Origin of the sequence: Staphylococcus sp. AS1337 (genome assembly GCF_051408735.1) — a bacterium.
Taxonomy (GTDB): Bacteria; Bacillota; Bacilli; order Staphylococcales; family Staphylococcaceae; genus Staphylococcus; species Staphylococcus xylosus_B.
The window spans coordinates 75,553-89,468 of record NZ_JBOIHZ010000010.1 but is presented as its reverse complement, the minus strand read 5'-3'; the positions used below and the strand labels follow the sequence as shown (position 1 = coordinate 89,468).

The following is a 13,916-nucleotide window of genomic DNA, read 5'->3' as shown; positions in this document are numbered from 1 at the left end:
GAAGAAGGTCCAAATAAAGTGGAAGCAGAAAAAGAAGAAGAAGGTCCAAATAAAGTGGAAGCAGAAAAAGAAGAAGAAGGTCCAAATAAAGCAGAAGTAGAAAAAGAAGAAACTCAAACGGATACTGAAAATAAAAATGAAGAAAATAGCAATGAACAAAAGATAAAAAATTTAAAAACAAAAAATGGTTTTAATCCAAATAAAAATGAAGTTAAGCAAGAGTTTAAAAATGATCCAACAAAAGTAAAAGATTTCGAAGCAAATAAACAAGCTACAACACGTAATCGTTCTAAAGTGCAACAAGCTGAGGTCAAATCTTTATTGAAAACTGCTAAAAAAGCAGAACAAGGTGTACATGTAAATAAATATCCAATTATATTGGTACATGGTTTCTTAGGATTAATGGATGGTAATAAACCAGATTTGTACCCAAATTATTGGGGTGGAAAGAAATACAAAGTAAAGGAAGTATTAGAAAAAGCAGGTTATGAAGTATACGAAGCGAGTATAAGTGCAGTTGGCAGTAACTATGGTCGTGCTGTAGAGTTATATCACTACATTAAAGGTGGTCAGGTAGATTATGGTGCGGCACACGCTGCAAAATACGGGCATAATAGATACGGTAAAACATACGAAGGTGTTATGCCAAATTGGAAACCAGGTCAGAAAGTACATTTAATTGGTCACAGTATGGGTGGACAAACGATTCGTTTACTTGAGCAATTTTTACGTTTTGGGAATCCAGAAGAAATTAAATATCATGAACAACATGGTGGTACAATTTCTCCATTATTCCAAGGACAAAAAGATAATATGATTTCATCAATTACAACATTGGCAACGCCACATAAAGGTTCTCAAGCTTCTGATAAGTTAGCAAATACAAATTTTATCAAAAATGTATTAAACAATATAGCGAAATTAGGCAATAATAAAAAATCTAAAATTGATTTTGGACTTTCACAATGGGGCTTTGAACAACAGCCTAATGAAACTTATATAGAATATGTAAATAGATTGAAAGATAGTCCGATTTGGAATACGGAAGATGTTGCAACTAGAGATTTAACAACATTTGGTGCAGAAGATTTGAACTTAAATACATCAGTTAATCCTAATATTGTATATACATCTTTTGCGGGACAAGCAACGCATAAAAATAGTTTAGGTCATCACAGACCTAATAGAGGTTTGTTTGGATTAATGGATTTAACAAGTAAATTGATAGGTAAAGATTCTAGAGAAGATTGGCAAGAAAATGATGGTGTTGTAGCAGTTACTTCTGCATTAAGTCCAACCGGACAACCCGCTAAAAAAGTACAAGATTTAACACAAGCTACAGAAAAAGGTATTTGGAATGTGATGCCAATTAAAAAAGATTGGGATCATGTAGATTTCATAGGGCTTGATAACCTTGATAGAAAACGTACAGGACAAGAACTTGAAGAATTTTATACTGGTATTATTGACCACTTAATGCGTGTAGAGGCGCGTGAAGAACAGGCAGTTGCCGTATAAATAAAAGAAAAATGACTTTCAAATTTTAATCAAAGCTCCCTTTACTTGTAATGGTGAGAATCATTATTACGAGTAATGGGAGTTTTTTATGTTCGAAAAGTTATTAGGGGTTTCTTTTATCTAAATAGGTAAATCCCTAATATTTAGACTTTGTGAAAAAATATACAATGGTTGTAAGAATTAAAGAAATACAAAATTTGTGAATGCTATATAAATTATACATGAATGATGTGAGAGGATGTATAAAATGAAAAAATTTGGATTGCAATTCTTTAAACCAACAGAAAGATTTAATGGTGATTGGTCAATCTTAGAAAGTAAAAGTCGTGAATGGGAAAAAATGTATAGAGAACGTTGGAGTCATGACAAAGTAGTAAGAACAACACATGGTGTGAACTGTACAGGATCTTGTTCCTGGAAGGTATTTGTGAAAAATGGTGTCATTACTTGGGAAAACCAGCAAACAGATTACCCTAGTTGTGGACCAGATTTACCTGAATTTGAGCCACGCGGATGTCCTCGAGGAGCATCTTTTTCTTGGTATGAATATAGTCCTTTACGCATCCGTTATCCTTATATTCGTGGTAAGTTATGGGAGTTGTGGACAGAAGCATTAGAAGCGCATCAAAATAATACGATAGCTGCTTGGGCGTCGATTGTTGAAAATGAAGAAAAAGCTAAAACATATAAACAAGCAAGAGGTAAGGGTGGGTTAGTAAGAACAAATTGGAAAGATGTGTCAAAACTCATTTCAGCTCAAATTATATATACCATTAAGAAATATGGACCCGATAGATTGGCTGGTTTTACACCAATCCCAGCTATGTCGATGTTAAGTTATGCTTCTGGCGCGCGTTTTATGAGTTTATTAGGTGGAGAAATGTTGAGCTTTTATGACTGGTATGCCGATTTACCACCTGCTTCTCCACAAATATGGGGTGAACAAACAGATGTACCAGAATCTAGTGATTGGTACAACGCAGCTTATATTATGATGTGGGGATCTAATGTCCCATTAACAAGAACACCGGATGCGCATTTTATGACAGAAGTTCGCTATAAAGGTACAAAAGTAGTATCAGTTGCGCCCGATTATGCAGAAAATGTTAAATTTGCTGATAATTGGTTAGCTCCGCACCCAGGAACAGACGCTGCAGTCGCACAAGCAATGACGCATGTTATTTTACAAGAACATTATGTGAATAAACCGAATGACTATTTTATTAATTACGCAAAACAATATACCGATATGCCATTTCTCCTAATGTTAGATGAAGATAAGAATGGCTTGAAAGCTGGGCGTTTCTTACGTGCGCATGATCTAGGACAGCATACTGAAAATAGCGACTGGAAACCTGTGATTTTTGATAAATTAGCAAAACAATTAACAGTTCCAAATGGTACGATGGGTCAGCGTTGGGAAGAAGGCAAACAATGGAACCTGAAATTAGAAAATGAAGAAGGTAAGCAAATTGATCCAGCAATGAGTTTTGCTGAAGAGGAATATGAATTAAAACACATACAATTTCCATTTTTTAATAATGAAGGTAATGGTATATTTGAGCGTCCTATTGCTGTACAAAAGATTAAATTAGCAAATGGTGAAGAGAAATATATTACCACTGTATTTGATTTAATGACGAGTCAGTATGGTGTGAAACGTTTCGATCATGAACTTGAGGCATCAGGATATGATGATCCAGCGTCATATTATACACCTGCATGGCAAGAAAAAATTACTGGTGTTAAACAAAGTGTTGTGACCCAAGTTGGTCTAGAGTTTGCGCAAAACGCAATTGATACCGAAGGGCGTTCAATGATTATCATGGGAGCTGGTATTAATCATTGGTTTAATTCGGACACGATTTATCGTTCTATTTTGAATTTAGTATTATTATGCGGCTGTCAAGGAGTAAACGGTGGCGGATGGGCACACTATGTTGGACAAGAAAAATGTCGCCCAATTGAAGGGTGGAATACGATTGCTTTTGCTAAAGACTGGCAAGCGCCACCACGTTTACAAAATGGAACAAGTTGGTTTTACTTCGCAACAGACCAATGGAAATATGAAGAATCAAATATCGATAGTTTGAAATCTCCATTGGCAGAAAATATTAAACATCAACATCCTGCTGATTACAATGTCTTAGCTGCTAGATGTGGTTGGTTACCGTCTTATCCTCAATTTGATAGAAACAGTTTATCTTTTGGTGAGGAAGCGAAAGATGCTGGAGAATTTAATAATGAAGCAATCATGAAACGTGCGATTGAGTCCGTAAAGTCTAGAGAAACAAAATTTGCAATTGAAGACCCAGATTCAAAACAGAATCATCCAAAAACATTGTTCCTTTGGCGCTCTAATTTAATATCAAGTTCTGCTAAAGGACAAGAATACTTTATGAAACATTTACTCGGTGCGAAGTCAGGGTTATTAGCTGAACCAAACGAAGAGGTGAAACCAGAAGAAATTCAATGGAGAGAAGATACAGAAGGAAAACTGGATTTACTTGTATCCCTAGATTTTAGAATGACATCCACACCATTGTATTCAGATATTGTCTTACCTGCTGCAACATGGTATGAAAAACACGATTTATCATCTACAGATATGCACCCATTTGTACACCCATTTAATCCGGCAATAGACCCATTATGGGAGTCACGTTCAGATTGGGATATTTTTAAAACATTGAGCAAAGAAATATCAGAAATGGCTAAAACACATCTTAAAGGTGTTTATAAAGATGTCGTTACAGCACCACTTGCACACGATTCAAAACAAGAAATATCTAATGTGAATGGCATAATTAAAGATTGGACGAAGGGTGAAATTGAAGCAATACCTGGAAAAACAATGCCAGGTTTTGCAGTAGTCGATAGGGATTATACTAAAATATTTGATAAATACGTTACAGTAGGACCTTTATTAGAAAAAGCTAAAATAGGGGCTCATGGAGTAAGTTTCTCAGTATCAGAACAATATGAAGAGTTAAAAAGCATGGTTGGAACATGGAATGAAGAAGTGGAGGATTCCATAAAAAATAATAGACCGAGATTAGATACTGCAAGACGAGCTGCAGACGTTGTATTAAATTTATCTTCAGCTACAAATGGTAAGTTATCGCAAAAATCTTATGAAGATTTAGAACAACAAACAGGTATGCCGTTGAAAGATATTTCAAGTGAACGCACATCAGAAAAAATTTCATTTTTAAATATAACTGCTCAACCGCGAGAAGTCATTCCAACAGCTGTGTTCCCGGGCTCAAATAAAAATGGTAAACGTTATTCACCATTTACTACTAATATAGAACGATTAGTTCCATTTAGAACATTAACAGGACGACAAAGTTATTACGTTGACCATGAAGTGTTCCAGCAATTCGGTGAAAGTTTACCTGTGTATAAACCAACTTTACCACCAATGGTATTCGGTACGAGAGACAAGAAGGTAACGGGAGATGAAAGTACGCTTGTCTTGCGCTATTTAACACCACATGGTAAATGGAATATCCACTCCACTTATCAAGATAACCAACATATGTTGACTTTATTTAGAGGTGGTCCAACTGTATGGCTTTCCAATGAGGATGCAGAAAGACATGATATCAAAGATAATGACTGGTTAGAAATCTATAACCGAAATGGTGTTGTAACAGCAAGAGCAGTAGTATCTCATAGAATGCCAAAAGGCACGATGTTTATGTATCATGCTCAAGATAAACATATTGAAACACCGGGGTCACAAATAACAGACACAAGGGGCGGTTCACATAATGCCCCAACACGTATTCATTTAAAGCCAACACAACTTGTTGGAGGTTATGCACAAATTAGTTATCACTTTAACTATTATGGACCAATAGGGAACCAAAGAGATGTTTATGTAGCAGTGAGAAAGCTGAAGGAGGTTGACTGGCTTGAAGATTAAAGCGCAAATTGCAATGGTGTTAAATTTAGATAAATGTATAGGTTGCCACACGTGTAGTGTTACTTGTAAGAGTACGTGGACTAACCGTCCTGGTGCGGAATATATGTGGTTTAATAACGTAGAAACGAAGCCTGGTATTGGTTATCCGAAACAATGGGAAGATCAAGAGCAATATAAGGGCGGTTGGTATTTAAATAAAAAAGGTAAATTAGAACTGAAATCAGGAAGTAAGTTATCGAAAATTGCTTTAGGGAAAATATTTTACAATCCTAATATGCCAGTGATTAAAGATTACTATGAGCCTTGGACATATAATTATGAAAATCTTACAACAGCTAAGGCTGGAAATCACTCTCCGGTAGCTACAGCACATTCATTGATTTCAGGTGATAAATTAAACTTAGAATGGGGACCAAACTGGGAAGATGATTTGGCAGGTGGTCATGTTACAGGACCAGAAGATCCCAATATTAAACGTATTGAAGAAGATATTAAATTTCAATTTGATCAAACATTTATGATGTATTTACCTAGATTATGTGAACATTGTTTGAATCCAAGTTGTGTAGCATCATGTCCATCTGGAGCAATGTATAAACGTGACGAAGATGGTATTGTTCTTGTAGATCAGGATGCTTGTCGTGGTTGGAGATATTGTATGACAGGTTGCCCATACAAAAAAGTTTATTTCAACTGGAAAACAAATAAAGCAGAGAAATGTACATTCTGTTTTCCTCGTATTGAGGCAGGGATGCCAACGGTATGTTCAGAAACGTGCACGGGCAGAATGCGTTATTTAGGCGTATTACTTTATGATGCTGATAGAGTAGAAGAAGCTGCTACAGCTGAAAATGAACAAGAATTATACGAAAAACAAGTGGATTTATTTTTGAATCCTTATGATGAAGCGGTTATAGAACAAGCACAAAAAGATGGAGTCTCATTAGAATGGATAGAAGCTGCTCAGAATTCTCCAGTCTATAAATTGGCTATTGAATATAAATTGGCATTTCCTTTACATCCAGAATATCGCACGATGCCAATGGTATGGTATTGTCCGCCACTCAGCCCTATTATGAGTTATTTTGAAGGACAAACTGCAGCAAAGGCGAATAGAAATCCCGATATGATTTTTCCAGCAATCGAAGAAATGAGGTTACCAATTCAATATTTGGCTAACTTATTCACAGCAGGTGATACTGAGCCAGTGAAATCTGCATTACAACGCATGGCAATGATGAGAAGTTACATGCGTGCACAGGTAACAAATAAAGCATTTGATGTAGATAGATTATCAAGACTTGGGTTATCAGAAAGACAAACTAAAGATATGTATCGATTATTGGCAATTGCTAAACATGAGGACCGTTTTGTAATACCTACATCACACAAAGAAGCATATATGGACACATATCGTGCACAAGGTAGCGAAGGATATGGAGAAGAATACTTTGGCTCAAATTGTGAAGGATGTGGTGTTCCTGTAACTACTTCTTCTGGAAAATCAGGACAAGAAATCTATAATGATAATTTTTATGGAGGGATTTTCCGTGATTAATTTAGCGCATTTTAATAAACACCAAGAGGCACTTGGATACTTTGCACAGCAATTAACATTTCCAGAAAAGCTGACATTGCACCCTAAAACGTTTAAAGAAGTTATTCATATGGAACATCCTGCATACCAAGATTTAATTCAATATCGTAAACAAATGTATGAATTAAGTTTATTACAAATAAAGCAATTGTATTCCGATACATTTGATTTTAATAAAACTGCGCCACTCTATATGACATATAATAAATTTGATACTCAAAAAGAAAGAGGGCAATTATTAGCTAAATTAAAAGTATTATACGAAATGTTTGGATTGAAAATGGCAGATAATGAACTATCTGATTTTCTGCCATTAATGCTTGAATTTTTATATATTGCTCAGTGGAAAAATGATCCACGAGCAAAAGGGAACATTGAATTTGTCATTATGATTATTGAAGACGGTACGTATGCGATGGCACATCAATTGGCAGAGCAAAATAGTCCTTATTATTTCTTGATAAAAGGTTTAAGAGAGACGTTAAAAGCTTGTATAGAGCCTGTAAATGAGGTGAAGCAACATGTTTAATCAATTCTTATGGGTGATTATGCCCTATTTATGTATAGCTATATTTTTCCTCGGACATCTTGCTAGATTTAAGTTTAATAAATTTTCTTGGACTGCAAAATCTAGTGAATTTATAGAAAAGAAACAACTTAAATGGGGAAGTTTGATGTTTCATTTGGGTATTATACCTGTAGCAATGGGACATATAGTAGGTTTGCTTATTCCTGCTTCTTGGCTAACAGCAGTAGGTGTAAATGATCATTTATACCACATTGGAGCTGTTTATATTGGAAGTATTTTTGGTATAATAACACTGATTGGTATGTTGTTATTAACTGCACGACGTGTAACCAAAAAAAATATTAGAAGATTAAGCTCAGCATCTGATATTATTGTTAATTTCTTATTATTAGCGATTGTTTTTATGGGATGCTACGCAACACTAGTAACTAACGCAACGACACCCTCATTTGATTATAGAGAAACAATATCAGTTTGGTTTAGGCAATTATTTATATTTTCTCCAGATGCCGATTTGATGTTACAGGTGCCGCTAGCTTTTAAAATGCATATACTTTTAGGTTTTATTATTATGGCATTCTGGCCGTTTACTAGACTCGTGCATGTATGGAGTGTGCCACTCACATATGCAAGTCGTAGTTATATTATTTATCGTAAACATAAAGTTTGAATGGAGGCGATAAGTTGAATGCATTATCGTTAAGAGAAAGTATTAATTACCAATCAATATTAGACTCAATTCGAATCGAAGAAGGATTTGATTTTGCTGCAATCGCATTTTATGAACAAGAAAGTGATATTTCACCAATTAAATGGTGTTATGCCTCTGGAAATTTAAATAATCGTTATAAATTAATTGTACTACGCAAAGGAAAAGGGTTAGCAGGTAATGTGATGAAGACGGGTAAGCGTATGGTGATAGAAAATGTAGCGCAATTATTATCTTCACATGAACAACATAAATATCCTATCGTCCTTTGTGAGTTATTAACAGCGATGGTTGCAATACCATTATGGTATGAAAAGAAAGTTTATGGTGTTTTGCTACTAGGTCAGCGAAATCAACAACCTTTGCCCAAAACATATAAAAACATATCACTTAAAAGTAAATTGGGTATATTTAATGAAGAAGATTAGGTGATTATAATGGAAAGCAAGCAACAGCTAGATATGGAAGCATTATTAATGCAATACTTTAATAATACGAGTGAAAAAATTGTATTTGTCGATAATCGTGGCCAAGTGATTGCAATGAACCAGGCAGCAAGTGATATCATCTCATTGGATAATGACTATGAAGGCATGACAAATGTCATATGTAATCATTGTGATGGTTATACTAATGAATTCGATTTGCAATCATGTAGACATTGCTTTTTAGAAGCTGAAAATGTTGGGAATACAAGCTTTCAGGTATTTATGAAAACGACACGTGGTACAGTTGAGCCTTTTGCAGCTACCTATCAAACAATTGATGAATCCAAAGGAATTAAAGCGTTCACGTTACAAAATGTGTCACCTCAAATAGAAAGACATGATAAGATGTATCAAAGAAAAATGATGCAAAAAACAATTTCTGCTCAAGAAAACGAAAGAAAACGAATATCTAGAGAATTACATGACAGTGTAGTACAAGAAATGCTAAATATAGATGTTGAATTAAGATTATTAAAATATCAACAAGAAATAGAGCAGTTGGTTAATGGTTCTAAGCGTATAGAAGGATTGATGTCTAAATTAATTGATGATATACGTAATTTATCTGTAGAACTTAGACCATCTTCATTAGATGACTTAGGGTTAGACGCAGCCTTTAAGACATATTTTAAACAGGTAGAAGTAAATTATGGTATCAATATTATCTATCAATCTAATTTAACGATGCGTAGGTTTGATAATGAAATTGAAACTGTAGTTTATAGAATAGTACAAGAAGCTTTGTTTAACGCCATAAAATATGCAAACGTTGATACAATTGAAGTTGAGGTACAAGTTAGTCACGGTAAGCTAATTGCAGAAATTATAGATAGAGGCAATGGATTTATAAAGACAGACCAGCCAAAGGGAACTGGCTTGGGACTTTATGGTATGAACGAGCGTGCAGAACTTGTAAATGCTGAGATAAATATTGATACTCAAATAGGTCGAGGCACAATTGTTACATTAGAAGTTCCAATATAGGGAATAAGGAGACATTAATTTTGAGAATAGTTATCGCGGATGATCATGCAGTTGTGCGTACTGGATTTACAATGATATTAAATTATCAAGAAGATATGGAAGTCGTTGGGACTGCAGCCGATGGTATGGAAGCTTATCAAAAGGTGATGAAGTACAAGCCTGATGTACTAATTATGGACTTAAGTATGCCACCTGGCGAGTCAGGGCTTATAGCCACAAGTAAAATTACAGAAAGTTTTCCAGATACAAAAATACTAATATTAACAATGTATGATGATGAAGAATATTTATTTCACGTATTGAGAAACGGTGCTAAAGGATATATTTTAAAAAATGCCCCAGATGAACAATTGATACTAGCAATTAGAACAGTATTTAAAGGTGAAACATATGTTGATATGAAATTGACGACATCGTTAGTCAATGAATTCGTGAATAATTCAGGTAATGATAAGCAAACAACAACTGATCCTTATAAAATTTTATCAAAGCGTGAAATAGAGATATTACCGTTAATAGCAAAAGGTTATGGGAATAAAGATATCGCTGAGAAGTTATTTGTTTCTGTGAAAACAGTCGAGGCACATAAAACACATATCATGCAAAAATTAGAATTAAAATCAAAACCGGAATTAGTAGAATATGCCATGAAGAAAAAATTGATTGATTTTTAAAGTAGAACTTATATAAAAGAGCTAACTTAATTGCCTAAAATAATAAGGCATAGGTTAGCTCTTTCTTGTTGATTAGAACTTATTAAATAAAAGAAGGAATCGGTGAATAACTTAAATTTCAAAGCATATTTTTCTTATATAAAATCCGCTTAATTAAGTAGGGAAATTCCTCTATTTGATAAGGGATAATCCTTATGTTCATTTTTTCACAAAGGTTTTATAATAAAAATGTGGCCAGCATTATGCTATATAGAAACGTTTATACTTACTCATATTACACCGGTGCTAATATTTATAATTGTTATATAGAAATATAGCGCTTCAACTATATGCAAATACTGACCTAATTTATCAAAATAATTATAAATTGAAGGTGAAATGAATGAACAAAGCAAGTGGTGGTTTTCAACTAACATTGCAGTCTTTAAGTCTTGTTGTAGGGTTCATGGCATGGAGTATTATTGCGCCACTAATGCCTTTTATCTCTCAGGATGTACATATAACAAGCAGCCAACTTTCTATTATTTTAGCTATTCCTGTTATATTAGGTTCTATTTTAAGAGTGCCTTTTGGTTATTTAACAAATATTATTGGGGCGAAATGGGTATTCTTTTGTAGCTTTATTATATTATTATTTCCGATATACTTTCTAAGCCATGCACAATCACCTAAGATGTTAATGGCATCAGGTTTCTTTCTTGGCGTAGGTGGTGCTGTATTTTCAGTAGGTGTGACATCTATTCCTAAATATTTTCCAAAAGAGCGCGTAGGATTAGCAAATGGTATATATGGTATGGGAAATATAGGAACTGCCATATCTTCATTCTTAGCACCTCCGATTGCTGGTATTATAGGTTGGCAATCAACAGTTAGGGTTTATTTAATCGTCATAGTACTTTTTGCAATTTTTATGTTTTTGTTAGGTGACAGTAAAGAACCCAAAATTAAAGTGCCTTTAGTTAAACAATATAAAATATTGATGAAAGATTTAAGATTATATTATTTATCACTTTGGTATTTTATTACATTTGGTTCATTCGTAGCTTTTGGATTGTTTTTACCTAATTTCTTAGTGCAAAACTTTGGTATCAGTGAAGTTGATGCTGGTATAAGAGCAGGGGTGTTTATCGCATTAGCTACTTTTCTAAGACCTTTAGGTGGAGTGTTAGGTGATAAGTTTAATGCTGTAACTTTACTAATCTGTGATTTTATATTAATGATTATAGGAGCGATTACGTTAGGTCTATCAGATCATATCTTATTATTTACAATTGGATGTTTACTTATTAGTATGTGCGCAGGAGTCGGTAATGGCTTAATATTTAAGCTCGTACCAACTTATTTTGGAAAAGAGGCTGGATCAGCTAATGGTATCGTTTCGATGATGGGGGGGCTAGGTGGTTTCTTCCCACCATTAGTCATAGCTTATGTAACAAGTCTCACTGGAACAAGCCATTTCTCTTTTATCTTATTAGCTATATTCGGAGTGATTGCTTTAGTTACCATGATTCATATTATGAAACGTGAAAAATTAAATCCGACATTATAAAAAAGCTGAAGTTAGATAATTATCTAACTTCAGCTTTTAAATTTATCTTATAAAGATTTTCAGTAGCCAATAAAATGACTATATTAATCTATTTGAATATTTGATGCTGAGTGTTCCTCTTGGTCTTTTTTAGGTAGTGTTACGTTTAATATACCATTTTCAAACGATGCTTTAATAGCAGTTTCATCTATATTGTCAAAAGGATATTGACGTTTAACATCGCTATAAGTTCGTTCTTGATGAAGGATACGACCGTCTTCATCTTGTTCTTTAGTATCATTTGATTGCTTACCTTCAATTGTTAAAGTGTCATTTTCAAATTGTAAACTAATATTTTCTTTTTTAAAACCAGGGAGTTCAGCTTCGATTATGAAGGTATGATCTAACTCTCTTACATCTGATTTAATGCTTGAAGTTTCAGGAAAGTTTTCAAAAAATTGACGTCCAAAATCTCTAAATAACTCAGTTGGGTCACCTTCAAAAAATGGATTATTATACGGTTTTTTATCAAAAGCCATTATATCTCTCTCCTTAAATTTTTAGATTTAGTCGATTGAAATTTGTGTTTTTGTTTGCTTGATTGGCAGTTTTATAGTTAAGATGCCGTCATTCATAGATGCTTTTATTTTATTTGTGTCTATATGTTTAAAGATAAACTGTCTACTTTGTTTATTAGAATTGCGTTCGTTAATTAAATAAGTACCTTGCTGTTCTAAATTAGATGCACGTTTTGCTAGTATAGTTAATGTTTTATGTTCGAAATTAATAGTAATATCATCTTTTTGATAACCAGGAAGTTCAGCTTCAACTGTATAGCTATCTTGTGCTTGGTATACAGTTACTTTGAAATCGTGATGGTCTGAGACTAAACTTTCTAATAAATCTTTAGTAAGATTGTTAGCGCTTTGTATCATCTCTATTCACCTCTCCTTTTATCTTACAAATACAGTATAATACATTAGTCAAAGAAAGTCAAAGTCAAACTATGTATAAATAAAAAAGAGCTAAATATTAGTTTAATTGAGTTAATACCATTGGTGGGATTGTGACAGAGTGGGGGCGTAGTAAAAAGATTTAAGTAAGAGGCAAGTAAAGTCAAAAATAATAACATGAAAACTAGAACTTCTAACTTTAACTTTACCTCTAACAGATTAAATATCTTTAGAAAAATGTTTATTAACGAAGTGTTGTAATGTTTCTTTTAGATTAATAGCTTCATCTATGTCCATATCGAATTCGCTAAACACACGTTTTGATATTTTAGAGAGTGGTTCTTTAACATTTGCACCTTTTTCAGTAAGTGCAATCTGTAGGTTACGCTCATCATCAATTTCACGTGTTCTAGTTACATATCCTTTTTTCTCAAGTTTTTTAAGTAAAGGTGTAAGTGTCCCTGAATCTAAATAAACACGTTCGCCAAGCGTTTTAATGTTGAGTTTTTCATCTACCTTAATTGCAAGTAATACAATATAGCCTGTATATGTTAAATCGAATTCTTTTAAGTAAGACGTATACTTCTTAATGATTTCTTTAGAAGACACATAAAAAAGAAAACATAGTTGTCTTTCTAAGTAGCTATCTTTTTCCTCCATTTAATCACCCCTTTTGAAATTTAACCTTATTATGAACTATGGTTGTTGTCAAGGAACAGTTGTGCACCTCTTTCTATTAAAAAAATAATATTTATCGACGTTTACTTAACTAAAAACTATATAGTGGAAAAGTACTGTTATATGAAGTACTTTTAAATTAACAAAGTATGCTTTTAGAAAGTGAAAATTTAGTTTAAATTCGAAATTAATTTAAGGAGATTTTGTTACAAAAAGGCTATATGACTTTATAAATTATTTGTAATCAGTCATACTAATAATATTATGTGTTTTATTATATAATAAAGGTGTAATAAAGCGTTAATGAGGGGCATAACTACTCATCTA

At 33.5% G+C, this 13,916-nt stretch carries 12 protein-coding genes; 9 read left to right on the top strand and 3 right to left on the bottom strand.

The window, feature by feature from the left end:
- The 9 genes from lip to ACSUE0_RS13075 all read left to right on the top strand — a co-directional run.
- A partial coding sequence (gene lip / locus ACSUE0_RS13115) for a YSIRK-targeted triacylglycerol lipase (RefSeq protein ID WP_436957701.1) occupies positions 1 to 1,518 on the top strand: 1,518 nt, incomplete at its 5' end.
- A gap of 247 nt (positions 1,519 to 1,765) precedes the next feature.
- Complete coding sequence (locus ACSUE0_RS13110; RefSeq protein ID WP_436957699.1) at positions 1,766 to 5,449, top strand: nitrate reductase subunit alpha; 3,684 nt, start codon at positions 1,766 to 1,768, stop codon at positions 5,447 to 5,449.
- Complete coding sequence (narH, locus tag ACSUE0_RS13105; protein WP_436957697.1) at positions 5,439 to 7,007, top strand: nitrate reductase subunit beta; 1,569 nt, start codon at positions 5,439 to 5,441, stop codon at positions 7,005 to 7,007. The genes ACSUE0_RS13110 and narH overlap by 11 nt, the downstream gene beginning before the upstream one ends.
- Positions 7,000 to 7,575 carry a nitrate reductase molybdenum cofactor assembly chaperone gene (narJ, locus tag ACSUE0_RS13100; protein ID WP_436957695.1) on the top strand — a complete coding sequence of 192 codons (576 nt, stop codon included), beginning with the start codon at positions 7,000 to 7,002 and terminating at the stop codon, positions 7,573 to 7,575. The genes narH and narJ overlap by 8 nt, the downstream gene beginning before the upstream one ends.
- The gene (gene narI, locus ACSUE0_RS13095; RefSeq protein ID WP_436957693.1) at positions 7,568 to 8,245 is read left to right on the top strand and encodes a respiratory nitrate reductase subunit gamma; all 678 of its coding nucleotides are present in this window, start codon (positions 7,568 to 7,570) and stop codon (positions 8,243 to 8,245) included. Before narJ ends, narI begins: the two co-directional genes overlap by 8 nt.
- 14 nt (positions 8,246 to 8,259) lie before the next feature.
- Positions 8,260 to 8,712 carry a nitrate respiration regulation accessory nitrate sensor NreA gene (gene nreA / locus ACSUE0_RS13090; protein WP_436957691.1) on the top strand — a complete coding sequence of 151 codons (453 nt, stop codon included), beginning with the start codon at positions 8,260 to 8,262 and terminating at the stop codon, positions 8,710 to 8,712.
- A 9-nt stretch (positions 8,713 to 8,721) separates the two neighbouring features.
- On the top strand, positions 8,722 to 9,756 hold the full coding sequence (locus ACSUE0_RS13085) for a sensor histidine kinase (RefSeq protein WP_436957689.1): 1,035 nt from the start codon (positions 8,722 to 8,724) through the stop codon (positions 9,754 to 9,756).
- Between the two features lie 20 nt (positions 9,757 to 9,776).
- Entirely contained in the window at positions 9,777 to 10,430 is a 654-nt protein-coding gene (gene nreC, locus ACSUE0_RS13080; RefSeq protein ID WP_436957687.1) for a nitrate respiration regulation response regulator NreC, read from the top strand.
- A gap of 382 nt (positions 10,431 to 10,812) precedes the next feature.
- Positions 10,813 to 11,979 carry a nitrate/nitrite transporter gene (locus tag ACSUE0_RS13075; protein WP_436957685.1) on the top strand — a complete coding sequence of 389 codons (1,167 nt, stop codon included), beginning with the start codon at positions 10,813 to 10,815 and terminating at the stop codon, positions 11,977 to 11,979.
- An 83-nt stretch (positions 11,980 to 12,062) separates the two neighbouring features.
- Here ACSUE0_RS13075 and ACSUE0_RS13070 read toward each other — a convergent pair whose 3' ends face one another.
- The 3 genes from ACSUE0_RS13070 to ACSUE0_RS13060 form a co-directional block, all read right to left on the bottom strand.
- Complete coding sequence (locus tag ACSUE0_RS13070; protein ID WP_436957683.1) at positions 12,063 to 12,497, bottom strand: Hsp20/alpha crystallin family protein; 435 nt, start codon at positions 12,495 to 12,497, stop codon at positions 12,063 to 12,065.
- A gap of 27 nt (positions 12,498 to 12,524) precedes the next feature.
- Positions 12,525 to 12,893, bottom strand: coding sequence for an Hsp20 family protein (locus tag ACSUE0_RS13065; protein WP_119613364.1), 369 nt, complete (start codon positions 12,891 to 12,893; stop codon positions 12,525 to 12,527).
- Positions 12,894 to 13,130: 237 nt separating this feature from the next.
- Positions 13,131 to 13,571 carry a MarR family winged helix-turn-helix transcriptional regulator gene (locus ACSUE0_RS13060; RefSeq protein WP_107557759.1) on the bottom strand — a complete coding sequence of 147 codons (441 nt, stop codon included), beginning with the start codon at positions 13,569 to 13,571 and terminating at the stop codon, positions 13,131 to 13,133.
- Between the last annotated feature and the right edge of the window lie 345 nt (positions 13,572 to 13,916).

Coding starts and splice junctions, on each gene's coding strand:
- ACSUE0_RS13110 (WP_436957699.1), top strand. CDS start 1,766: ATGAAAAAATTTGGATTGCAATTCTTTAAACCAACAGAAAGATTTAAT.
- narI (WP_436957693.1), top strand. CDS start 7,568: ATGTTTAATCAATTCTTATGGGTGATTATGCCCTATTTATGTATAGCT.
- ACSUE0_RS13085 (WP_436957689.1), top strand. CDS start 8,722: ATGGAAAGCAAGCAACAGCTAGATATGGAAGCATTATTAATGCAATAC.
- ACSUE0_RS13075 (WP_436957685.1), top strand. CDS start 10,813: ATGAACAAAGCAAGTGGTGGTTTTCAACTAACATTGCAGTCTTTAAGT.
- ACSUE0_RS13070 (WP_436957683.1), bottom strand. CDS start 12,497: ATGGCTTTTGATAAAAAACCGTATAATAATCCATTTTTTGAAGGTGAC.
- ACSUE0_RS13065 (WP_119613364.1), bottom strand. CDS start 12,893: ATGATACAAAGCGCTAACAATCTTACTAAAGATTTATTAGAAAGTTTA.
- ACSUE0_RS13060 (WP_107557759.1), bottom strand. CDS start 13,571: ATGGAGGAAAAAGATAGCTACTTAGAAAGACAACTATGTTTTCTTTTT.